Annotated in this window: 35 protein-coding genes and 2 pseudogenes; 34 read left to right on the forward strand and 3 right to left on the reverse strand. The window is 41.8% G+C overall.

Features of this window, described 5'->3' with window-relative positions:
- Window positions 1–141: 141 nt before the first annotated feature.
- Entirely contained in the window at window positions 142–1110 is a 969-nt protein-coding gene (locus tag J2T19_RS10240) for a cation diffusion facilitator family transporter (protein WP_307215353.1), read from the reverse strand.
- 325 nt (window positions 1111–1435) lie between these two features.
- On the opposite strand from J2T19_RS10240, the gene J2T19_RS10245 reads away from it, so the two are divergent.
- From J2T19_RS10245 to J2T19_RS10255, 3 genes are all read left to right on the forward strand, one after another.
- Entirely contained in the window at window positions 1436–1969 is a 534-nt protein-coding gene (locus J2T19_RS10245) for a hypothetical protein (RefSeq protein ID WP_307215355.1), read from the forward strand.
- 80 nt (window positions 1970–2049) lie between these two features.
- Window positions 2050–3057, forward strand: a complete 1008-nt coding sequence (locus J2T19_RS10250) for a phosphotransferase (RefSeq protein WP_307215357.1) — start codon at window positions 2050–2052, stop codon at window positions 3055–3057.
- A 2-nt stretch (window positions 3058–3059) separates the two neighbouring features.
- Window positions 3060–3464, forward strand: a complete 405-nt coding sequence (locus tag J2T19_RS10255; protein ID WP_307215359.1) for a VOC family protein — start codon at window positions 3060–3062, stop codon at window positions 3462–3464.
- Between the two features lie 116 nt (window positions 3465–3580).
- Here J2T19_RS10255 and J2T19_RS10260 read toward each other — a convergent pair whose 3' ends face one another.
- Window positions 3581–3958: an STAS/SEC14 domain-containing protein gene (locus J2T19_RS10260; protein WP_307215934.1), complete on the reverse strand. Its 378-nt coding sequence runs from the start codon at window positions 3956–3958 to the stop codon at window positions 3581–3583.
- A 135-nt stretch (window positions 3959–4093) separates the two neighbouring features.
- On the opposite strand from J2T19_RS10260, the gene J2T19_RS10265 reads away from it, so the two are divergent.
- The 31 genes and pseudogenes from J2T19_RS10265 to J2T19_RS10415 all read left to right on the forward strand — a co-directional run bounded on the left by J2T19_RS10265 (window position 4094) and on the right by J2T19_RS10415 (window position 21388).
- Window positions 4094–4459, forward strand: a complete 366-nt coding sequence (locus J2T19_RS10265) for an NIPSNAP family protein (RefSeq protein ID WP_307215361.1) — start codon at window positions 4094–4096, stop codon at window positions 4457–4459.
- A 35-nt stretch (window positions 4460–4494) separates the two neighbouring features.
- Window positions 4495–4788, forward strand: coding sequence for an RNA polymerase alpha subunit C-terminal domain-containing protein (locus J2T19_RS10270; RefSeq protein ID WP_370874854.1), 294 nt, complete (start codon window positions 4495–4497; stop codon window positions 4786–4788).
- 36 nt (window positions 4789–4824) lie between these two features.
- Window positions 4825–5403 carry a GNAT family N-acetyltransferase gene (locus J2T19_RS10275; RefSeq protein WP_307215365.1) on the forward strand — a complete coding sequence of 193 codons (579 nt, stop codon included), beginning with the start codon at window positions 4825–4827 and terminating at the stop codon, window positions 5401–5403.
- Window position 5404: 1 nt separating this feature from the next.
- The gene (locus tag J2T19_RS10280; RefSeq protein WP_307215366.1) at window positions 5405–5686 is read left to right on the forward strand and encodes a hypothetical protein; all 282 of its coding nucleotides are present in this window, start codon (window positions 5405–5407) and stop codon (window positions 5684–5686) included.
- 34 nt (window positions 5687–5720) lie between these two features.
- Entirely contained in the window at window positions 5721–6227 is a 507-nt protein-coding gene (locus tag J2T19_RS10285; RefSeq protein ID WP_307215368.1) for a DUF2569 domain-containing protein, read from the forward strand.
- Between the two features lie 131 nt (window positions 6228–6358).
- Window positions 6359–7324 (forward strand): radical SAM protein, encoded by a 966-nt coding sequence (locus J2T19_RS10290; RefSeq protein ID WP_307215370.1) that lies wholly within the window; start codon window positions 6359–6361, stop codon window positions 7322–7324.
- A 192-nt stretch (window positions 7325–7516) separates the two neighbouring features.
- Window positions 7517–7840 (forward strand): annotated as a pseudogene (locus J2T19_RS10295) (GtrA family protein); the annotation flags it as partial.
- Between the two features lie 143 nt (window positions 7841–7983).
- Window positions 7984–8691 (forward strand): AAA family ATPase, encoded by a 708-nt coding sequence (locus J2T19_RS10300; RefSeq protein WP_307215372.1) that lies wholly within the window; start codon window positions 7984–7986, stop codon window positions 8689–8691.
- Between the two features lie 37 nt (window positions 8692–8728).
- A complete protein-coding gene (locus J2T19_RS10305; protein ID WP_307215374.1) occupies window positions 8729–9217 on the forward strand; it encodes a cysteine hydrolase family protein in 489 nt (162 codons plus the stop codon).
- A gap of 377 nt (window positions 9218–9594) precedes the next feature.
- Window positions 9595–10536 (forward strand): alpha/beta fold hydrolase, encoded by a 942-nt coding sequence (locus J2T19_RS10310; protein ID WP_307215376.1) that lies wholly within the window; start codon window positions 9595–9597, stop codon window positions 10534–10536.
- Window positions 10537–10557: 21 nt separating this feature from the next.
- The gene (locus J2T19_RS10315) at window positions 10558–11100 is read left to right on the forward strand and encodes a hypothetical protein (RefSeq protein WP_307215378.1); all 543 of its coding nucleotides are present in this window, start codon (window positions 10558–10560) and stop codon (window positions 11098–11100) included.
- A 2-nt stretch (window positions 11101–11102) separates the two neighbouring features.
- Window positions 11103–11729 carry a class I SAM-dependent methyltransferase gene (locus tag J2T19_RS10320; RefSeq protein ID WP_307215381.1) on the forward strand — a complete coding sequence of 209 codons (627 nt, stop codon included), beginning with the start codon at window positions 11103–11105 and terminating at the stop codon, window positions 11727–11729.
- 26 nt (window positions 11730–11755) lie between these two features.
- Window positions 11756–12229, forward strand: a complete 474-nt coding sequence (locus J2T19_RS10325) for a hypothetical protein (RefSeq protein ID WP_307215383.1) — start codon at window positions 11756–11758, stop codon at window positions 12227–12229.
- 198 nt (window positions 12230–12427) lie between these two features.
- A complete protein-coding gene (locus J2T19_RS10330) occupies window positions 12428–12913 on the forward strand; it encodes a GNAT family N-acetyltransferase (RefSeq protein ID WP_307215385.1) in 486 nt (161 codons plus the stop codon).
- Window positions 12914–12924: 11 nt separating this feature from the next.
- The gene (locus tag J2T19_RS10335) at window positions 12925–13374 is read left to right on the forward strand and encodes a hypothetical protein (protein WP_307215387.1); all 450 of its coding nucleotides are present in this window, start codon (window positions 12925–12927) and stop codon (window positions 13372–13374) included.
- 54 nt (window positions 13375–13428) lie between these two features.
- Window positions 13429–13830, forward strand: coding sequence for a hypothetical protein (locus tag J2T19_RS10340; protein WP_307215389.1), 402 nt, complete (start codon window positions 13429–13431; stop codon window positions 13828–13830).
- Window positions 13831–13973: 143 nt separating this feature from the next.
- Window positions 13974–14420, forward strand: a complete 447-nt coding sequence (locus J2T19_RS10345) for a LytTR family DNA-binding domain-containing protein (protein ID WP_307215391.1) — start codon at window positions 13974–13976, stop codon at window positions 14418–14420.
- Window positions 14417–14827, forward strand: a complete 411-nt coding sequence (locus J2T19_RS10350) for a hypothetical protein (protein WP_307215392.1) — start codon at window positions 14417–14419, stop codon at window positions 14825–14827. The genes J2T19_RS10345 and J2T19_RS10350 overlap by 4 nt, the downstream gene beginning before the upstream one ends.
- A 13-nt stretch (window positions 14828–14840) precedes the next feature.
- Window positions 14841–15158 carry a hypothetical protein gene (locus J2T19_RS10355; protein ID WP_307215394.1) on the forward strand — a complete coding sequence of 106 codons (318 nt, stop codon included), beginning with the start codon at window positions 14841–14843 and terminating at the stop codon, window positions 15156–15158.
- A 338-nt stretch (window positions 15159–15496) separates the two neighbouring features.
- On the forward strand, window positions 15497–16018 hold the full coding sequence (locus J2T19_RS10360) for a hypothetical protein (RefSeq protein ID WP_307215396.1): 522 nt from the start codon (window positions 15497–15499) through the stop codon (window positions 16016–16018).
- Between the two features lie 84 nt (window positions 16019–16102).
- Entirely contained in the window at window positions 16103–16288 is a 186-nt protein-coding gene (locus tag J2T19_RS10365) for a hypothetical protein (RefSeq protein WP_307215397.1), read from the forward strand.
- A gap of 9 nt (window positions 16289–16297) precedes the next feature.
- Entirely contained in the window at window positions 16298–16867 is a 570-nt protein-coding gene (locus J2T19_RS10370; protein WP_307215936.1) for a GNAT family N-acetyltransferase, read from the forward strand.
- A gap of 26 nt (window positions 16868–16893) precedes the next feature.
- Window positions 16894–17367: pseudogene (locus J2T19_RS10375) on the forward strand (GNAT family N-acetyltransferase); the annotation flags it as partial.
- 71 nt (window positions 17368–17438) lie between these two features.
- A complete protein-coding gene (locus J2T19_RS10380) occupies window positions 17439–17738 on the forward strand; it encodes an inositol monophosphatase family protein (protein WP_307215399.1) in 300 nt (99 codons plus the stop codon).
- Between the two features lie 108 nt (window positions 17739–17846).
- On the forward strand, window positions 17847–18101 hold the full coding sequence (locus J2T19_RS10385; protein WP_307215401.1) for a hypothetical protein: 255 nt from the start codon (window positions 17847–17849) through the stop codon (window positions 18099–18101).
- A gap of 84 nt (window positions 18102–18185) precedes the next feature.
- Window positions 18186–18392: a GNAT family N-acetyltransferase gene (locus tag J2T19_RS10390; protein WP_307215938.1), complete on the forward strand. Its 207-nt coding sequence runs from the start codon at window positions 18186–18188 to the stop codon at window positions 18390–18392.
- A 40-nt stretch (window positions 18393–18432) separates the two neighbouring features.
- Complete coding sequence (locus J2T19_RS10395) at window positions 18433–19044, forward strand: HD domain-containing protein (RefSeq protein WP_307215403.1); 612 nt, start codon at window positions 18433–18435, stop codon at window positions 19042–19044.
- Window positions 19045–19077: 33 nt separating this feature from the next.
- Complete coding sequence (locus J2T19_RS10400; RefSeq protein ID WP_307215405.1) at window positions 19078–19536, forward strand: NUDIX hydrolase; 459 nt, start codon at window positions 19078–19080, stop codon at window positions 19534–19536.
- 60 nt (window positions 19537–19596) lie between these two features.
- Window positions 19597–19752 carry a hypothetical protein gene (locus tag J2T19_RS10405; protein WP_235540671.1) on the forward strand — a complete coding sequence of 52 codons (156 nt, stop codon included), beginning with the start codon at window positions 19597–19599 and terminating at the stop codon, window positions 19750–19752.
- 272 nt (window positions 19753–20024) lie between these two features.
- Window positions 20025–20831 (forward strand): hypothetical protein, encoded by an 807-nt coding sequence (locus tag J2T19_RS10410; protein WP_307215409.1) that lies wholly within the window; start codon window positions 20025–20027, stop codon window positions 20829–20831.
- The gene (locus tag J2T19_RS10415; RefSeq protein ID WP_307215411.1) at window positions 20828–21388 is read left to right on the forward strand and encodes a GNAT family N-acetyltransferase; all 561 of its coding nucleotides are present in this window, start codon (window positions 20828–20830) and stop codon (window positions 21386–21388) included. Before J2T19_RS10410 ends, J2T19_RS10415 begins: the two co-directional genes overlap by 4 nt.
- A 65-nt stretch (window positions 21389–21453) precedes the next feature.
- Here J2T19_RS10415 and J2T19_RS10420 read toward each other — a convergent pair whose 3' ends face one another.
- Window positions 21454–22509 carry an anti sigma factor C-terminal domain-containing protein gene (locus tag J2T19_RS10420; protein WP_307215413.1) on the reverse strand — a complete coding sequence of 352 codons (1056 nt, stop codon included), beginning with the start codon at window positions 22507–22509 and terminating at the stop codon, window positions 21454–21456.
- Between the last annotated feature and the right edge of the window lies 1 nt (window position 22510).

Here is a 22510-nt window from a genome sequence, read left to right on the forward strand (position 1 = left end):
TGTTGTATCTCCATTCCGGTCTCTTTGGTGGCATACATAAAAAATACCCCATAGAGAGACTTTTTTAAAGTGTCTACTCTATAGGGTACAGTTTACTTGGGGAATAGCCCTTTTTTTGGAATGGACACTGAAGTGTCCATTTTAATGATGATGGTGCGCGTGCGCATCTGGTGCGTCGCCTTTGACGGTGCATAATACCGAACGATCATGCATGTGTTTCTCAGACTCCACCTGTAAAGTCACATGTTTAATTTCTTTATGCTCCAGCAGATGCTCAATCTTCTGGACTAACACCTCGGAAGCATATACATCCATCTTGCCATCTACTACGATATGAGCGGTTAGTGCGTTCAGGTTGCTGGTAATCGACCATACATGCACATCATGTACACCTTGCACGCCGTCTACGTTTTGGATCGTTTGTACAAGATCATTCAGATCTACATTCTTAGGTGTACCTTCCATGAGGATATGTAAGGACGATTTGGTAACGAAGAAACCACTGCGTAACACTAATACAGCGACAATTACACTTGCTAATGGATCTGCCCAACCCCAGCCGAAGAACATCATGAGCAGAGCTGCAGCAATAGCCCCAACAGAGCCGAGCATATCACTGATGACATGTAAGTATGCGCCGCGCATATTCAGATTTTTCTCTGTGTCACTGCCACGCATCATAATCCAGGCAACCAGTATATTGATGAGCAATCCAATCGTACTGATGATCAGCATGCCTACGGTTGCTACTTCGGGTGGGTTAATGAAGCGACCAATGGCTTCGTAAAAGATATATAGGGAAATACCAATAAGGGTAATCCCATTCAGTGTAGCGGCTAGAATCTCAAAACGCCGATAACCGTAGGTTTTACCTGTGTTCACAGCTTTCTCACCAAATGTGAATGCTAACAAAGCAATTCCCAAAGCAATGGAGTCTGAGAGCATGTGACCTGCATCTGATATTAATGCCAGGCTGTTCGTTATAAACCCACCAACGGCTTCAACGAACATATACAGGGTAATGATGATAAAGGAAATGAGCAGTACTTTCTTGTTGTTGGTGTGTGCGTGATGATGACCATGGTCGTGGTTGTGATGATGTCCAGACATACGGAATTCTCTCCTTTAGCAAAAAAATGTCTCATTAAGAAGCAGTTGATGAAACTTTAAAACAATTAATATGATTTAATTATGAACATATGAGCAATCACTCATATGTTTTATTTTTTATTATAAAAGCACCTCATATCAGTGTCAACCCGTTTCATCAGAATTATGAGTTATAAAATGGAAAGTAATTGAGTGAAGTTAGTAAAGCTTGTGGTATGATTGAGTGAAACATAAGGGAAATACATGAAAAAATGGGTGTTCGTACATATAGAACGGGATACTAATTCTTAAAGGAAGAGATCGGTTAGTTAGGTGGAGGATATGTATGCAAGATCGACAAAAGAAGATGTGGGTGTGGAGCAGTAGTGTAATATTATGTGCTGTAGCAGTTGGTATCATCATCTATGTTATGAACAGTGATGTCATGGAGCATAACGGGGGGAATCCAATAACAGCTGATTCTATAGCTGTGAATCATACCCTGCCGTCTGAAGATGAGACTCCGTTAGAAGCGGAAGAAGAAGTCAACATGATCGGAATGATTGAAACAAAAGATAGCAAGAATCTGGACATTTACATGAGTGCTTCAAGAAGCAATAACTTTGGGCAACTTCCATTCAAGCAAGATGAATCATTCAAAATGGTTGTAACGAGTGAAAAAGTAAACGAACTTGAAATTGGACTAATGTCGATTGCGAATGAGCGAATCTATAGTGAAATTGTAAAATCCGGAACAGGCAGCGTAACGATCAAAGTACCCGAAAGTGGGATGTACCGAATATACGTGAACAATCTATCACCTGATTCTGTACAATTTCAGTTGAAATTAGGAAAGGCGATCGAGGGGCCGATAGATTAAGCGTTGGCTTTAAGACTTGGCATAGTCAGGGTGCTGTCTGTCTTTCTGTTAACGTTAACAATAGAGAGGTTAGTTAACTTATGAATGAGGTTTCGTATAAGCTAAACTTTGAGAAATTGTGCAGTGAGCTGGAGCTTGGCGACTTAGTAGGAACACCTACAGCCATCTCAGGAGGGTTGTTACATAGAACGTTTGCCATAGTAACTAGCCTAAATAAATATGCGGTGAAAGCACTCAATCCTCAAATTATGCTCAGACCTGAAGCGGTTACGAATTATAGACAGTCGGAGCGAATTGCGAATAAGCTAGTCGAATCTATTGCTGCACAACCTGCCATAACCATCCATGGTCATGCTGTGCACCATATTGAGGATCAATACTATCTCGTATTTCAATGGATTGATGGGCAGACTTTTCAGCCTATGGACATTACTCCACTTCATTGTGAACAGATAGGTACAATTCTCGGACAGATTCATAGAACGGATTGTTCTTTGGTTCTTGATACAAGTCTTCAGCCAGCCAAACCACTAGAGATCGACTGGAACGGGTACGTGAAACGAGGTCTGCACGAAAATATAGAATGGGCTCCGCTATTGGAAAATCAATTGCATAAGCTCGATGAGTGGACTGCAAAGGCGAACACTGCTTCAACAATATTGAGCACGGATCAGGTGATCAGCCATCGGGATCTAGAGCCCAAAAATGTCATGTGGCAACATAATAAGCCCATTATTATTGATTGGGAATCTGCAGGACGGATTAATCCGCTGCATGATCTTGTTGAAACTGCAATCTATTGGTCTGTGCTTGATACGGGGAGTGTTAGTCAAGATAAATTTATGGCATTTGTCCTTGCATATCGGAAGCAAGCAGGTGAACCAAAAGCCGATTGGGGCATGGTGTTGAATCATGGTTACGGAGGCAAGTTAGCATGGCTGGAATATAGCTTGAAGCGATCCTTAAAGATTGAATGCACAGATCAAGCAGAACAACAGCTGGGAACATCTCAAGTCATGGGAACGTTAGAAAATCTGCAAAGGTACGAAAATAGGAGTACTGAGATTGAAGGCTGGCTTAATGCTTGAACATGTCTGAAGAGGGAGATGAATTCATGGTGAAACAGGGCTTTACACATTGTTTACAGATGTTTCCGAGTGTAAATATGGCTGCTACAGCTGGATTTTACGAACGTATTGGCTTCCGGGTTGTACGTTATCTAGATTCAAGTGAACCTCATGTGTGTCTATATATGGATCAGATTGAGATCGTATTAACTCAATCGAACCAAGAAGCAATTGTGCCTAATCGAGAAGTGCACGGTTATGGGTACGATGCCTATTTCATCACAGATGCCCAAGAGCAGATGGAGAACACGTTAAGAGAGTTAGGTGTAAATATTGTACGTCCGCTATCTACCACGGATTATAACAATAAGGAATTTGTGTTTGAGGATATTGATCGAAGATGGATTGCGGTAGGTAACAAGCAGTAAGAAGTAACTCTAAAATGATGATTTCTATTGCACATACGAGTTTCTGAGAGAAGGACTTTAACATTTAGGGCATATATAAAAACCAGTTGATAGTTAGCAACTGGTTCTTCCTAAATTTATATGGAGTATTCCATCAACCATTGCAAAGCTTGTTCATGATCAGCAAAGAATTTAACGGATTCGGTTTGATTCGATTGTTCTAAATAGTTCATGATCTGGCCTTCTTCAAGAAGAAACGCTATAGCCTGAGTGTGCTGCAGAAGTTGCTTGTTGAAGAACTTATCTTTCCAAGCCTTTTGCACAGAAAAATGATCTGGAATGTATCCTTTTCGATCGACCAACAATTTAAATGTCCGACCTTCGGAAATAAATTGCTGACAAGCTTGCTCAAAGCCTACAAACCATTCGTTAACATCATTTGTTGTAATCTTACCAGTTAGGTGGGTAACGATTAAATCTCCTGAAATGGTTGTGCTGATATTTTGCTTGTTAATTTGGAATCATCTCCCTTAGATATCATTATACGAATCAGAAGGCAGGAATCAATCCGAATGAGAGCTATGGATGAATGATTGAGTAGCTTCGCCATCTAAGAGTTGAATTTCCTTTAAAATTAGGAGGGATGAAATATGATCTATCGTAGGAAGACGTATATCATATATTCTTCATTTGTCGAGGAATTTAATGCTTTGTTTAATGAAATTCTGCTTCCATCGCAATTGAAATATGGTGCAAGATTAATTGGAAGATGGCATATGCCTATCGATGATGAGATTAGTGAGATCTTTGCGATGTGGGAGTACGATTCAATGGAGCAATATGAACAGATTGAGGAGCAGATTAAGGCAGATAAAGCGCATGTTAACCGAGTACAAGCGCGGCTTGACCTTATAGGAAGAGATCGTATAAAAACCGCATGGCGAGAAAACATCCAGCAACAGTTCTTCACTTCTACAGTAGATAGAAAGGATACCATTTTATCGCCTCGACCTTAATCAGATAGTAGAGTCCAATGAAAGGGTGAGTCATGTTGGCAGAAACCAATAAGACATTACGAACATGTGAACAAGGTCACCAATATTATAAAAGCAGCGACTGTCCTACATGTCCAGAATGCGAGAAGAAACGAAAACCCCTAACGGGATTTTTAAGTCTTCTTAGTGTACCGGCTCGGAGGGCATTGGAGCATGAAGGGATCACAACGTTAGAGAAGCTTTCTAATTATCGTGAGCAGGATATCTTGAAGCTGCATGGTATCGGCCCTTCCTCAATGCCGAAACTTCGCAACTCCTTGGAGGAAGAGGGGCTACGGTTCAAAGAGTAGTCTCAGCACCATCTAATTAATAAAGGGGCGATACCGATGAAAACGATTGCGGGTTACTTTGACCCATTTCCTATCCTAGAAACAGAACGCACACGTTTACGACCCATTACGTATTCAGATCTGGATGATATGTACGGCTACTGTTCGCACCCGGATGTCTCGCGCTATACCACTTGGGATAAGCATGAGAGCAAGGAGGATACAAAGGCCTTTATTGATTTTGTCTTAAGTCGGTATGAAGCTGATCAGTTGGGACCTTGGGGAATCGAGTTTAAGCCAACGGAAAAGCTGATTGGTAGCTGCAATTATCTGAATTGCGATAGCCATACGATGAAAGCTGAAATTGGGTATGCTCTCTCACATGAGTATTGGAATAAAGGTATTATGACCGAGGTTGTGAATCAAATCATTGAATTTGGCTTCAAAGAAGTTGGACTTGTTCGAATTCAGGCCATGTGTATGGTCAACAATACAGGTTCCGCGAAGGTTATGGAGAAAACGGGCATGAAGTTTGAAGGTGTTCTGCGGAATTATGCCAAGGTGAAGCAAGAACTCCACGACTTGAACATGTACGCTATTACCATCGAAGATTACAGATCGCTAAGGGGTGACTAACTTGAGTCGAAGAACAACAGGAACTTTATTATTAGTGATAGCGGCATTTTTATATGGTATTCGCTATTTGAGTGCTGCTATTTTTGCATCCAATGTTTCATCGTGGGACTCCGATCTGTTTCATTCTATGTTGGATTATGTCGGGACAGCTCCCCGGAATTTAAGCATTATAGCATTAGTGGCGGGGATATTTTATTTAATATGGGCAGAGTACGAGAGTCTTAACCCTAAGAAGCAGAAAGCTATAAAGCAATTTATGATTGATGGTGCCTCAGGTGATTGAAAATTACTACATACGAATAGGAAGTGTTAGTGTAATGCAACCACAGACGAAAGAGCAAAAAGTAGATTATCGCCCACTAGGTATATCTGGGCTTGGTGGGTGGCTAGTTCTTGTACAGATTGGACTTTATCTTACAATGATTATGGTTCTGATCCAATTATTTCAGTACTCCTTAACAGCTTTGAATCCAGTGACATGGCAGATCTTAACGTCGGATCAATCAAGTTTTTACCACCCTTGGTGGGGGGCAATCATTATTTTTGAAGTGACCTATAATGTGTTGTTCTTCATATTTAGCATAGTTACGCTTGTAATGTTTTATCGAAAGAAATCTGTATTTCCTCGTCTGATGATCATATTTTATAGTATTAGTCTAGCTGTGAGCATCATCGATTATCTGTTATTGCTTCAGATTCCTATTGCGAGAGAGCTTGAAGATGGAAGTGGTTTGACCGGAATTGTAAGGTTGGTTATCACCTGCGCAATATGGATTCCTTATTTTATTAAGTCAGAACGAGTTCGTAACACGTTTATCCGGTAAGCGGGAGATATAATAATCAGATAAACCTAAACATCATGAACGTACATAATGTCATATCGGACATCACCTGTAATCCGTTATAATCTCCAAGTTGAAAAACATGGACTAACGCAATCAGGAGGTACACCGAATTGGCAGCTAAAAATAGGTATAAATCACTCGAACTTGAAACGCCCGGCGTATATGAACTAGAAGGATTGGAAGTGGGTGTGACATCCAATTGTAATTACAAATGCGACTATTGCTGTGCATATAATCGAGACGATGGAGAATGTATCAGTGCTCAGGAGGTTATCCGAATTATCAGTGAACTTCCACGGCTCAAACGAGTGCGTTTGTCTGGGGGAGAGGTGACCCTCAAATATCAGGATTGTCTGGATATTGTGACGTACTGTGCAGCCCATGGCATTGACACACAGTTGAATACAAATGCAACCCTGCTGACAGAAGAACGAATACATACTTTACGTGATGCAGGATTATCCAATATTCATATTTCGTTTAACTACACGGAACCAGACGCGTATGCTGCTTATTACCGAGTACATCCACGCATGTATGAACGTCTGGAGCAGAACATTCGGCTCTGTACCGAAGCAGGATTAGAGACGGTGCTGGAAACTCTGCTATTTGAAGGCACGCAAACGAATATGCGAGCCATTAGTGAGAAGGTCTACGACATGGGGGTTCGCATTCACGAGATTCAGAACAGCATTGTGATGCCACATAGCAATTGGAGTCAGATTACACCAAAGGAATCCCTTGTTCGTTCGGTTACGGAACTCATTACACATAAGAAGCCGGATACGACGCTGTATTTTACGTGCATGGATCGCTTTGCCGATCAATTAGGTTTCCGTGAGGAACCGGGCGTCTATTTCTCGAATTGTGTGGACGGAACCAAGCAGCTGCATTTACATGGAAACGGGGATATCCTCATCTGTGAATTATGCCATCCGGTGGTCATCGGTAATATTTATCAAGGCACATCCTTGAAAGATATTTATGCGAACCAACCCCGTGCGTTATCGGATTTTCTAGAAAAATTACCTTGTCCGGCATACGATGCGCTTTTTGCCGATGAACAAAATGCATAATTGAAGCTGACGCAAGTGGCATGTTGCTTATTGCTTAACACTCATCACTGATGTGCTAGAAATTATTAATTAAAATGCATTCGTCATCATACAAGTAGAAGGTTATCTGGACTCCTAAACTGGGGAAAAGATGATCTTCTTTTTTTGAAAATTTATATTCAGATTCATTTAAGCTAATCAGTTGTATCGGCGCTTATCGATTTTGCCCTATTATTCATTATTCAATATTTCACACATCATCTATTTCTGGCCGTGGTTACCGCGAGATTGTGCAGTTCAATTTTCAACTATACAGTTAATCGGAAGTATGTGTTCACAAGGGGACAAACGTCCAAGGTTCACCAATCGTTTCCCAAATATTTTGCACTCGTTATCCTCGTACTGCTATTGAATTATGGTCTGCTTTATTTCTATAACGAAACCTTAATTCTTCCGCTCATTGCGGCAAAATTGTTGACAGAGGCTTCAATCTTCCTGTTCAGTTATTGGGCACAGCGTCGATTTGTTTATTCGTAAACTCATGATGAATCACATCAGGTTAGCCAGTACGTACTGGCTAGCCTTTTTTGCTTTTTTTAGTCAAAAGCATTTCTTATCGACTACAATATGGGTTACGATGTAATAAGCCAGAAGTAAACCTCTTATAAAGGAGCTTATCTATGTATTTAAAAAGTGTAGAGTTGTTGCACGATCAAGTTAGCCAAAAGGACCAGCATCCGTTCGATATTCCAACTGTCGCTTCTTTGGGACGGCTTGAGTTCAAGCGCAACATTACTTTTTTCGTAGGTGAAAATGGCTCTGGTAAGTCCACGCTATTAGAAGGTATTGCTTATCAATGCGGGTTCAATACGGCTGGAGGCGGGCGCAACAATTATTATGATACACATGCGTCCGAATCTTCATTAGGTCATTACTTGCGACTAGGGTGGTTGCCCAAAATATCTAATGGTTTCTTCATGCGCTCCGAATCTTTCTATCAATTTGCTTCACATGTCGAAGAGGTTGGTTCTCTTAAACACTATGGAGGTCAATCCTTACATAAACAATCGCACGGCGAGTCCTTTCTGAGCTTATTCATGAACCGGTTCAATTCAAAAGGAATCTATTTGTTAGATGAGCCAGAGGCGGCATTATCCCCGGCGAGGCAGCTATCATTACTGCGTATTCTGCATGACCTTTCGGATACCTCTCAGTTCATCATTGCAACGCATTCTCCGATTATTCTGGGTTACCCTGGAGCAAGCATACTAAGCTTCGATCATGGCTCCATTCAGGAAGTGGAGTACGAGGATACCGAGCATGTTCAGATTACCCGTAGTTTCTTGGAGAACCGAGACCGGATACTGAGGGAGCTATTTAGAGATTAGTGATCAGTACATATGGAACATTAAGGAGGAAGCTTTAGTGAAAATAGGTTTATTGATTGTCGATATGCAAGAGCATATTGTACGGAATCAGGTAGAAAAATCAAAGATAGATCACGCATGTGAATACATCAATCATGTTGCTGATGCGCTTCGTTCACAGAATCATGTGGTGATTCAGATTCAGGATATAGAAGGAATGGACGAGGCAAAACCCGAGGAATACCGTTGTATTCCAGAAATCGATGTGAAGCATGGCGACCTAACCATAACTAAACAAAATTCGAATGCGTTCTGGCAGACGGAACTGGAGCAAGTGCTCAGCAGCCAGAATGTAGAGCTTGTCATTATAGGTGGATTTGCTGTAGAAGAATGCGTGACATTTACGTATCATGGAGCAGAGGAACGAGGTTTCAAGCCGGTTCTATTACAGAATGGAATTCTAAGTGCACATCCAGATGCGATAACTTCAGCGCTTCGGGATCGGAATGTGGTGTCCTATCCTGTGATCGATTATTTGGTGAAATAAGTGTAGACTTGATAGGAATCGACCTTGGTCGGTTTCTTTTTTTGTAGCAACAAGAGTAAGTGCTATGTAATAAAACAGGCGCTTTTTATATAAGATTAGCCAAGGAGGAGCATCATGTTTATTATTGTGGCTAGTAAGGGCTGCGAAGCTGAATCTCGGGTATTTTGAATATGAGACCGCAGCAGAACAGTATATAGATACAATTCCAGATGAATTAAAAGAGTTCCAGCAACGGACCGTATTAAGTGGTCTCAACTATCCATTTTATATCGTAGAGTGTTAGGAGTAAGTTTTTTGAAAATGAAAAGAGCTATGAATAACAAATCAATTGTAGGTTTATTTCAAGTAAGTGATTCGTTTTTTCCAATACATGGGTTATGATGAAGAAAAAAAGTGATCAGGTGATTAAGATAACTACGTATATTATGAATCAAGGGAAAAGGATATATGTCGAAGCCATGGGCGAGGAACATCTGCCTACTTTTCTATATTTGCATGGAGGGCCTGGTGCAGGGTGTTATGATTTCCTATTAACTCAGGGAGAGCTGCTCTCTCAATTTATACGGATTATTGCTATTGATCAACGCGGTGTTCTGAGATCTGATGCAATTACAAACGAGGAATCGTTCGGACTTATGGACATTATCGCAGATTGCGAAGCGGTGCGTGAGCATTATAACTTGCAGCAGTGGGGACTAATTGGTCACTCTTTTGGCGGTTATCTGGCAGTGAAGTATAAGCTTGTACATCCCAATCGAATACATAGCATCATTTTAGAGTGTCCTACCTTTGACTTAGTAGATTCGTCGCGTTCTTTATTGAATGCTGGCTCGCGTCTGTTTGAACAAGATAATAGAGTAGTGGAAGCAGAGCGATGCAGAGAAGTGATAGCATTGCAGGATAAGTATGAGTTATGGCGTGCGAGTACCGAAATATTACAGCAGTTAGGTCATCGCCGAGATGAATTATATGTTTATGGTCCGGATAAGCACTTTTTTGATCAGATGGTCAGTGTGTCACCATTGTCTGAGGAAGAGTGGAGCAGAGCGAGTGTGCATCAGAGTAAACTGATGTCCGAAGGTGCCATATTGGAATCGTTAACCCATCAATTAGCTCAAATTGACTGTCCGATGCTGCTTATTCATGGAACTAGTGATCTGGTAACAACTGACCATCAAGTGAATTGTTTTCTTCAAGGCGGGGAGAAAAGAACTTACATTACTATTGAAGAAAGTGGTCACTTCCCAAGATTTGAACAAAAGAAGAAGTATGCAATGGAGATTCAGCAATTTGTAGTGGGTCTACATGCATTGAAATAGACCTGAGGAGGACGGGATAGCATGAATGAAATTGCAATGCCCCGATCAGCAGCACATCTGGTTGAATCGTTGCGAATGACCAATACTGAAACTTCTGTTTTTATCGAGATTCTAGTCCTCAGTGGTTCTTATATCGCGGAGACAGATCGGGAGAAGGAGTTTGTCATCTGGTTGGCACAGCGAGATCAGAATATCGTTGGACGTGGAACAGTGGGATTTGATCTGGACGAAATGCCCTGGTTAGATCATGATCTTGAACCTATGAAGCAGTTTATGTGGAGGATGATTGATGGGGCGAGAAACAAAACCCAGTGGCAGATGTTAGACTATGAGCCTAGTGAAGATTGGTGCCATGTGACACTTAATCATTTCTCCGCGATGATGCAGGCGTTCGACCAGAGTCATGTCGATGAACAACAATATATAGAATGGACTACGCTTGATGAAGAAGATGATTACGAGCCGACAATCCCTGTGGGTTATCCGAAGTGTGCACAACATAATGTGTATCTGTCCTGTTTGGGTTGTGTGATCTGCAACTCCAAGAAAGGAGAAAATGATTAATAATGAAAGTTTACTGGGACAAAAGATTTAAGAGCAAAGAGATGGTATGGGGAGAGGAGCCAAGCCGAACGGTTTATCATGCGATGGACGTATTTGCAAGCAATAATGTTCAAACAGTGTTAGTACCCGGATCAGGCTATGGTCGCAATACCCGACATTTATCTTCCCGCTTTTCAGTTACGGGTCTGGAGTTCTCAAAGGTAGCAATTGAAATGGCAAAGGGCTGGGATGCGAAGACCCAAGTGATAGAATGTTCTGTTTTAGAACCGTTCATTTTAGAGACTCAATGGGATGCAATTTACTGCTACAATGTGCTACATCTGTTTCTAATGGAAGATCGGATGAGACTGATCCGCAATAGTATGAAACAATTACGTGATCAAGGTATCATGTATTTCACATGCTTCTCTGATCAAGACCAACGCAATGGACGTGGTAACATGCTAGAGGACAATACATATGAGTATAAAGAGGGAAAAGCAGCTCATTTCTTTACAGAACAGGACTTAATTCAGCATTTTGCTGGGATGCGAGTTATTGAAACGGGATTATTAGATGAAGAGATCCCCTATAGTGAGACGGAAACTGAGAAATATAGCTTAAGGTATATCATTGTGCAGATGGTATAATTTCTAAAAAAGCCAAAACACACTTGATGATTGAAGAACATGTATTTGTTACGGATGAGCAACTGAAGGATTATTTTGAACTGAACAGACAACAAGCGATGCGGGATAAACGATTTATGGATTACCTGTGTGGTTATATTGCGCATATTTACACGGATCTGGTCTGGACATTCAATATCTATCCTCCATATGAGACTCTTCCAGACGGGAGAAAGATCTACACCCAAGATGTCACGAAGCTGGAATTCCTTATTCTACAGGAGGAAGGCGCAAACGAATGGCTAGATAAGCTGAAAGTAGGTCAAGCCTTCGACTTAAGTGGTCTACGAGAGCACGAAGTCTATCAATACCGGGAGGAGAAACTGCAATTTCTCCAAGCTCCTGAGCAGGAACCATCAGAAGATCCAAGTATTATATCGTTACGTTCGGTGAACGAGTTTATCACACATACAGCCAAGGAGATTAGGGAGCTATATCAGCCATGGGGAATTATGAAATGAGAGGACAAATAATAACATGACGAAATACATAATGGAAATTACTGATCTAATGCGCAAGTATCCAAGGGTATCGGCAGTTATATTATCTGCTATCGCAATTAATCTAATCTATACCCTAGGCAAAAACATAGGCACATTCATCTATCAGCTAATTCACTAAACGCATAGAAGTCAGATAAAGGAGCGCTGATTAAGAATATGAAGAATTCAATCCGTCTCACACGGTACGATCAGCAGTACGATGATGCATTAGCGAATTTTTCTCTCACAGGTGAACAGTTCCGATTTACCGCAATGCCTGCGGAAGTAATCGAGGAAGCGATTCAGAATGAAAATAAGTACCCCATCGTTATTTTGCATGAAGATACGGTAGTTGGCTTTTTTATCTTGCACCGATACTCTGAATATGCAGATGAACACGTTAATCGTGAGACAAATCTTCTGATCCGGGCGTTATCGATCTCAACCGAATATCAGGGGAAAGGGTATGGCCTAGAAGCTATGCAAGTATTGCCGTCATTTGTGCAACAGCTTGTTCCAGATATGAATGAGATCATACTGGCCGTCAATGAGGATAACATTGCTGCCCAGAAGTTATATCTCAAAGCAGGGTTCGTGGATACAGGCAGACGAATGATGAAAGGGCAAGTTCTCCAGTTTATTTTTCATTATAAAATGGGATAGGAGTGAGGAAGATGGATATCGTGATGAATCTAGAACCCCATGGTTGGCTGGATATCTTCATCACACCGACTTCTGGTGAACGTATTGAAATCCCGGCTTCATTTCTTACGGATGCCATTCGTGATCTAGTAGATAAACTTATTGCCCTGAGAAAAGGAGCAGACGATGTCGAAATTACGATACAGACAGAGCCAGGGGAATATCGATTCTGGATTAAGAAGCACTCACTAAGATACGTTCAATTCGAAGTGTATGAGATGAGTGATAACTTTAGCTCAGGAGCAATTCATGAGGGACATCGTTTAATGTCAGAAGAAGTCCCGATGGTACGGTTATATAAATTGATGTATAGAGAACTAAAGAAAATGAAAGATTTAGGTATTGATGAGTATAAAAAGCGGTGGAGTGGAGATTTTCCTCTAAGTGGATTTACACAAATAGAGAGATATGTTCAGAACTAACGAGGTAAACGTTGGATTTTAGAATACTAATGAAGATGACATGAGGGGGACATCATGTACGCTGTCATTGCTAACGTGATTATAGACAACCAGCTTCGAACAGGCGCCAAGGTGTTTATTTTATATTGTCATGGGATGGCTGAGAGTCCTAAGGTCTATGGAATGGCCAAAGGTGGCAAGCGCATTGAGAAGTATATTTCATACAAGAAACTCATGAAGTTTAGATCCCAGTGGATTCCCGAGCACATCAGGCATCGCGTTCGTTGGTCATATGAGGATCGAGCCAGTGCAGATCGGAGTGCCAAAGCACTGGAGTTGATGTGGACTAACGTCCGCGTATACGATACTTCTGGTACGTTAGTTAAGGATGGCGTGTCTTCTAGTAAAGTTGATGAGATAGCTAAGAACATGAACTTTATGGATCGTCATTATGTTTTTGATGAGAATGAGGATTAAGAGGCTGCTCTGTAGAGTGGCCTTTTTTGGTATAGAGAGGAAGCAAAGTGCAACAAACCTACAAGTTCTTGCAACAAAACGCGGAATCGTAGTTATAGCTTAGTTCGACATATATGATAAGTCGTAAGAGGAGGGACATTCACGTGAAGCTTATATTTGAGATCAGTTCATTGCTTGAGCGAAGTACAGCTAAGATTGTCACACATCCAGAGGAACAACAACACTGGGATTCGATCCGAGAAGCGATTCAACAAATGGATACCAAGATGGTGGTCATCAACGCTAAAAACAACCGCAATGTGCAGATTTCACTCAGTTCGATCGCCGTCATCCAATCAGAAGATCGGTTGTGCAGTGTACGTCTGATCACAGGAGAGCGCTACTTGCTACCTAAACGTCTGAAATATGTGGAAGAGGATCTTAGTGATCAGCATTTTGTGAGAATTAATAATCAAACGATTATTAACACAGCTTGTATTCAAACATTCGCAGCAACCGAGCAGGCCAGAATCCAAGTCGAGCTTGTGGACGGCTCCAGCTATTATGTCAGTCGGTATTACATCAAACAATTCAGGGGGAAATTCGTATGATAAAACAACTACGCCAATCGTTCTTTCAAGTATTCACATTGACTTCGTTATGGGTGACGCTTCTGTTAACTGTTTTGGATCCGAACCAATCCATTCGGTTGACTTATCTATGGAATGTTGCTGGGATTGCTGTTATTGCAGCGCTAATATTCGGGGTGATGTATGATGCACTATGGAACTACTTTACCCTCAAGCCGGTGTGGAATATTGTCATTACATCTACGGTGAACATACTCGGTGGAATGGCGATGGTTTGGTTATATTCGTCAGATATGTATGATGTGATCGCACCTTGGTTCCCTGGAATGTGGTTACTATCCATTGTGCTGCATATCCTTGCTTTTTATTTTTATGCTAAAATGGATAACAAGAAAAAAGTGGAAGAATTAAATCGAATACTGAAGTAGGTCAGGAGGTTACATGAATAAAAAAGGTAGAAACGTTATCTTTGTTGTTCTATTCGTCATTTTAATTCTAGTGTTTACGAATCCCAATGAAGCAGATTATGAGCAGTGGTTGGCGGAGGAACACGGTATTCATTATACGAGTTCTCCTGGGATGGGTAGAGAGTATGTGATGTCCACGAATGGTGTGGATCAGAAGATTGAATACCGTGGGGATCATATCCAGCATGCTGGAATCTATACCTTCTATGAAAAGCATTATACGGATGCTGAAGGTAGCGATATAAATATCAAGGCGTTCGGTATTCTGAAAATGCTATTTAACCGATCTTAATCTGTCCTGGTAATAAAATGGATCAATGACGAGTGAACAAATTTTATTATTGTTTTTCCCAGTTATGAAACTGAAAAAGAGAGTTGACTACCATACGCCCATGCTATGATTTTACATCATGCATCGTGGCGTATTTTTGTTAAGGCATATATGGCAGGATCGTATAGATATTCGCAAATTCCACATTATGGGTTATGATGTACTATAGAGAAAATTTAGCAGTAGCAATGATAAATAGCAGAGTTTCTCCTAGATCCCGTCTTAACGTGTGTTCCATAGTTGGGGGAAGTGCATTGGGTAAGTTGCCTTTTCCATATTATAAAAGGGGGAATCGAGAGATGCGGAAGGTAAGTGTGCTTTTACTGGTACTCGTTGTTCTCGTATTAACTGCCTGTCAAGATCAATCTACAAGTGAACGTGTGCGAGAATCAAGTTCAACGCGAGCGACCAATAATGAAACAGAACAGATCGCTTCCGAGAACGAATCATCAAGCGAGGTCGTTGTTGAGCCAGTAGTAGAAGAACCTGTATATCTGGATGAAGCGAACTATTCAGGCGATGAACTCGAAATTATACAACTAATCAACGCCCGGATACGTTATTTAGAGGAAGAGGACGAACAGCAGTATTTACAATTGTTCCAAGAACAATCAGGCGTTTCTAGCATGCCGAGTTATAAGATAGAGTCTGTTACGTTCACGAGTGATCTTACTATTAAGGAGCAACGTACATTATACGAAGGACTCGTATTTCTCGAAGAAACTAGATTTGGTGGCAAGAAATCACCGAGCATGTATGTGTTCACTAAACTCAAGGACGAGGGAGACTCTGCTCGTTGGAAGTTTGCTGGGATTGATTAAGTCTAGCAATTCAGTTGCATGTTCCGCTAAATAGGGATATGTGACTTGTACATATGTATTAGATTATCATTTGGGGGTTCGATTATGTCCGTTTACGCACTAAGTGTCATCGTAGTAACTGTACTATTACTCATTACTGGGAAACGAAGAAAAAGCAAAGTTTTACTAGGTTGGGGTATTGCAAGTCTTGCACTCTTATTGATCACAGTGGGGCCTTCATTTATTTCTGGATTTATGGATGGATTTGCTGAGGGCGTATCAGCTAGATAGTTGAATGCGATGGAGGGCGTTATGGAATACATAGGTAAGCATGTGCGCATTATGCAAGCAACGGAGGAAGATTTTGATTTTCTGTGTAGGCTGGAGTGTGATCCGAACATCTGGGTGTACGAAGAGAGTATAGAGTCAGATGCAGAGAAGGTAAGAGAAAAGTATCGAGAACAATTTTCTACAAATGTAGATCGATATGCTTACGATTTTATCATTAGACGTGTGGGCGATGCTGAGAACACGCCGATTGGACTTGTGCAGATATGGAGCTATGTTGATTTTCGGAAGAGCTGGGAATTAGGGTTCGGTATGTTACCGGAATATACTGGCCGAGGGTATGCGAGCGAAGCCACCCGGTTGTTGCTTCAATTTGCTTTTGCCGAAGTACAGGCTCACAAAGTGGTAGGGATGTGTAATGCACAAAATAAACGGTCAGCTCTTCTGATGGAGAAGGTGGGTATGAAGCGGGAAGGTATCTTCAGAGAAGAATTATTCTGGAATGAACAATATGTTGATCAGTACTTCTTCTCGATCCTCAAGAGTGAATTCTTTGCAGACACAGGTGTAGAAGGAGTCTAATAACATGAAGACAACGAAACAGGAAAAGAGAGGAGTGCTTAGGAGTGTTTGAGATCGTTGACATTAGACAGAAGCCAGCACGGGTACAGGATGCAGTGCAGTATTTCTGGAAACAGTGGGGAACTGAAACGAGCTATCACTTCTACCGAGATTGTATAGAGCGTTCGGTTGAAACGGAGAGTGATGTACCTCGATTTTATGTAATGTTGGATGGGGATCGAATCATTGGAGGTTACGCTTTATTACGTAGTGATCTGAACAGCAGGCAGGATCTATTTCCGTGGTTTGCTTGTCTCTATGTAGAGCCAGAATACCGAGGGAAGAAGCTTGGCGCACAACTACAGAACCATTCGATTCGCGAAGTGCAGTCTAAGGGGTACGATAAGTTGTACCTCTGCACAGACCTGACCGACTACTATGAGAAAAATAACTGGACTCATATCGGCAAAGGTTATTTGCTAGATGATGAAGAGACACGGATCTATGAATATAGAGTATAAGGAATTATTCGATCGTCCTTCTAGTTTTATTTGAGTGAGTTATTTTTTGTAAGTACACTTAAATTCCGACTGTGGAACGGAGTGAGACCATCGAACAGACCCTATATGTAGCTCAAACGTTGGCAGAGAAAGTGATTCGGACGGCAGGGCAAGTTGTTAGAGATTCGTTTGACCAATTAACCTGTGTCGTCGAAAAGGGAAGTCACGGTGGTGTCGTTACGGCAGTAGACTATGAAAGTGAACCGATTATATGGGAAGAGATCACCCAGTCTTTTCCGAGTCATGCAATTCACAGTGAAGAGCGAGGTCATAATGGTCAAGCAATGATTGGTTGTGGCTCAAGAAGCAGGGGCGGTCGTTATGGACTTTGAAGGTAAACCTTTTGAGAAAAGCCATCCTGAGCCTTACCTCATTGCATGCCATTCGGATCACCAAACCTATTTGCTCAACATCGTGAAGGAAGGGTTGGAGATATAGAGATGATTACGGAACTTCAACGGCAGGATTTCGATAAGGTGCAGCATATTATCAACACTTGTAGCACACTTGAGGTACGGGCTGTAGTGTCCGGCTATAATCCGGGACGAATTTATGTTGATGATATTTCGAATATCACGGCTGCTCTCGTTTGGATTCAGGGGCAAAGTGGCTTTCAGTTAATCGGGGATCCGCAGAGCGAACCTTTTATGAAGGAATTGCCTGCATTTATGACAACACATATTGAACCCGAATAGCAGAGTTAACACTCGATTCCGTGGAAATTGGCGTACAGGATGAGCGCTGGGAAGGAGTTCTGCGTAACATGACAGACTCATGCTATAGATATTGAAACTGTAGAGGTATATAGGAATAGGGGCTATGCTGCTATTGTAGCAAAAGCTTTTGTAGAAGCGTGCAGGCGGGAGGGTCTTCAGCCGTATTGGGATTGTAGTCCGGATAATACAGGTTCTGTCCGATTGGCTGAACGTGTAGGAATGGTTTTCGATTTTGATTACAGCGTGTATTGGTATCCATTATCGTCATAATTGGGCGTATCGTTATTTTGTTATGTGAGGGAGATTGGACATGAATGAATTGTTGCAACAGCAAATGCAGTTTCTAATTGAGATTGATAAATTGAAGACGATTGAGCGGCAGACCCGAATTATTCATGGTGATCGACGTGAAAATGATGCAGAGCATTCCTGGCATCTCGCAATGATGGCCTTGATCTTGCAAGGTCACGCGAATCAGGATGTGGATCTGCTTAAAGTGATGAAGATGTTACTGGTCCACGATCTGGTAGAGATCGATGCGGGAGATACATTTGCTTATGATACGGTGGGCTATGCGGATAAATATGAGCGGGAAATGCAGGCCGCCAACCGATTATTTGGACTGCTGCCACAGGCTCAAGCAGAAGAATTAATGAATCTATGGTTAGAGTTTGAAGCAAAAGAAACGCCAGAAGCTGCCTTTGCTTCATCACTGGATCGTATGCAACCAGTTATACATAATCATCAGAATGAAGGAGATACCTGGATGAAGAACAACATCACCAGCGAACAGGTATTGAATCGAAACCGTGAAGTCGAGAGAGGTTCCGAGACGCTGTGGGAATACGTACAAGAGATTGTTCAGGATTCTGTCGATCAAGGGATTTTAGCGAAGTCAGCGCCCCAGGTTACTTCAGAATAAATGTAGTTTTGGTATAGAAGAAGGAGGTAGCCTATGGGATATATCACGGAACTAAGGACAATTTTGGGCTCACGACCACTAATTTTGACAGGCTCCTGTGTACTGGTGTTTAACGAACAAGGACATATGCTCTTGCAGAAACGCACCGACAGTCTGGATTGGGGAACGATTGGAGGTTCAATGGAGCTGGGTGAATCCTTGGAGGAAACAGCGGCACGTGAATTGTATGAGGAAGCAGGTTTGAGAGCGGGGGCGTATCGACTCATTACGGTGTTTTCGGGACAAGACATGTATTATCGCTATCCGCACGGGGACGAGATCTATAATGTAATGGCTGTATATGAAGCATTGGACGTAGAAGGGGAACCTCAGATTATGGACGATGAAGGATTGGAGCTGCGTTACTTTGATCTATCCCAACCGATTCCAGAGATCAATCCGATTACGGCATATGTATTACAGAATACAGGATATATCAAAATGCCTGATTAGGAAAAATGTGCTAATATATAACATTACGATTTAATTTATATTTTAGCAGGAGGTACTATGATGAGTTTTGACTTCATTACATCTTTGGTCATGTTATATTATTTTGCGGTTGCTGGGCTTGTGCTTTATGCTCTTATTGTATTTATTAGACTTGGACATCGGGGAATCAAGGCACTCGATATTTACCTAAGCGAGAAGCGTGGAGATCGACAATAGAAATAGAACTAAACATTTACATGAAAACGGAGAGGACACAAATAACCTGAAGAAGCGGAGCGTTCGCCTTTATCCCCGTATTTCCCCTTTGGAAAAGGGAATTAAAAGGAATCTGGGGATAACAGTGATCGGAAGGTTGTTCTGTCATCGCAGTGACCAATGTGGATATTCTTTAGTTTAATAGAAATAGAATTATCATTTTTCTCTCAGTGTTTTATTGATCTTTTATTGGTATGATTGCATTATCACTCCATTTAAGAGAGGTTAATGATATGGATACCTTTTTGGAACAAATTAATGAGCTACAGGTGATTCAGAAAGATCTGGTAAGCATACACCCGATGTTTGCAGAGTATTATCCGGTGGTTGTAGCCTACGAATCTCTTCTATATATCTACGATTATTCTATAGATACACAGCAATATGAATGGGTCAAAACCGTTCCAGATGATATGAACATTCCAGAGGATTGTATGGCAGCGTTCCCCGTACCTCATATGGACTGGCGTGTATGTGCAGTCGTTACGGATGCGCTGTTTCAAAGCTTTGAACAAAAGGTCTATCTGTTTCATGAGTTTGTTCATTGTTATGTGTATGAACAATACAGAGAGCAGGTTGGCGGGCGTATCGGTATCAAGAGCACAATGGAACAGCGGAAACGGGTAAGCTGGGAAATTGATTATGAGTTTCCTTATGACGATGAGACGGTTGTTGGAATTATAGATGAGTTTATCCTTGCACTGCAAAGTAAGGACGCCAAGCAGGTAAGAGAGATTAGAACACTGCTGTTCAGCTCACTTAGCGTAGAAGCCGGTGAATTCTGGAACTGGCTGGAGTGGAACGAAGGCTACGCGCGGTATATTGAGAATCGAATTCGAGAAAAGTTTGCTTTGGAACAGAATCACGTCGGAACAGAAAAACCGTTTAATCGGCTTGTTTTCTATGAAACGGGTTCTGTCTATATCGATATGCTTGTTCAAGAACAGCCAGTGCTGCATACAGATCTGGCACAGTTATTTGAACGGCTGCAAGCTGAACGAGTGGATGCTGAATTGAAACGGAGAGAACAAGGCGTATGAACCATCTGGTCACCATTCATCCCTTAACTACATTGGATGTGGACGACGCCAATCTTGTGTTTGAGACAGCCATTCGAGGTGCGTTTCAGGACGAAGGCCTGGATGTTCTACATGATGACTTCTGGGATGAAGTGAATCACAAAAAAAGGTTGCTCCAAGTAGTCTTGCAACAAAACCATAATCAGGATGAAACGATGTTCTTTCTCCTAGCGAAGAGGGAAGATACAGTCGTTGGAACGATTTCCTTTGCGCCTTGTGGTGAGATCATTCGTAAGGGCACTAATCAGGAACTGGCAGATATCGGTGAACTGGGTACGTTGTACATTTTACCCGAATTACAAGGTCAGGGAATCGGTTCTGCTCTAATTCAGGCGTTAATCGGTGAACTTCAGCGGCGTGGTCTAGAAAAGTTCTGTCTGGATAGCGGTTATAAACATGCCCAACAGCGCTGGAAAAGGAAATTCGGTAAGCCTCACACCGTGTTACAAGACTACTGGGGAGAAGGGGCAGACCATATGATCTGGCTGTGTGACGTGAAGGATTTTGCAGCCCAATAACACATAAACAAGAAAGAGATGATCCTCTGTCGAACACAGGAATCATCTCTTTTATTACAATGGGCTTAATCCCAATTCCATATCTCTACGCGATTTAACTGGAATTGATGAAATTCCGGCAGCTTTGTTATTTTCTCCAACTCACGTACAGGACCTGTAACGACAGCCCCATAGACTTGCACGCCATTTTCTTTCAAATAGGCAAGACGCTCTCGATCCATATCCGAACCATTGTATTGTACATTGCTAGTCATCCATTCCAGATCAGACATCATCGCTTGAACTTGCTCATGCATCTGTTCTGCCTCGTCTGGTGCAAAATAGGCATACCAACCAGAACCATTTTCACCGAATGAGGTGAGAGGTTTAAGCGTGAGATGAGGCGTCATATAGTTGTACATACCTGCGCGTGAATAGGAAGTATCTATTTCTTTCAATTCACCTGCATAGACTGGCATAGCGGTTACCCCAACATCGTAATTGGCAAGAAGCTTCATCAGTTGTTCTGGAGATATTAGATTTTTCACGGATAGGGATAACTCTGCAACATGCCCATCATCAATTTTAGCAAGCCTGTTCATATGATTACTATCACTCGAATCGCTGGTGGGAGCAACCTGGTTAGACACAAGAGAGTATGGGAGGAAAAATGGCCCTGTATTGTTGCCGTTCATATATGCTCCTGTATTGGTAATCGTATAGCTCAATTTGCCGCTGATACTTAGTTCCGCTTCAATCTCTCCAGTGATTACTTCCCATGAGCCTACTTGTCGATATATTTTCAGATTCGCTTTTTGTGTTAGAAACGGACTAACCTCAAAAGCTTCATGAACGGGTTTTTCTACTCGCAGCCCATCACCGTGCATCTCTACAACAGATACGATGGAACGTAGGAAGTCATTGCGTACTTTTGATTGATCGAAGTAAATATGGAGTGATGATACATAGATGTGGTAGACGATAAATACGAGAAATAGAGCACCTCCTGCGTTAAGGAAAAATTTCCATCTCGTCTTCCATACCATGCGTTTGAACTGCTTTTGACCCCATTCAGGATGAAGATTCTCGAAATCTTCTTCTTGAAGGACACGCTGCTCATCATGTTCTGTGTGATCAGACATT

The organism is Paenibacillus tundrae (assembly GCF_030812775.1).
Classification (GTDB): Bacteria; Bacillota; Bacilli; order Paenibacillales; family Paenibacillaceae; genus Paenibacillus; species Paenibacillus tundrae_A.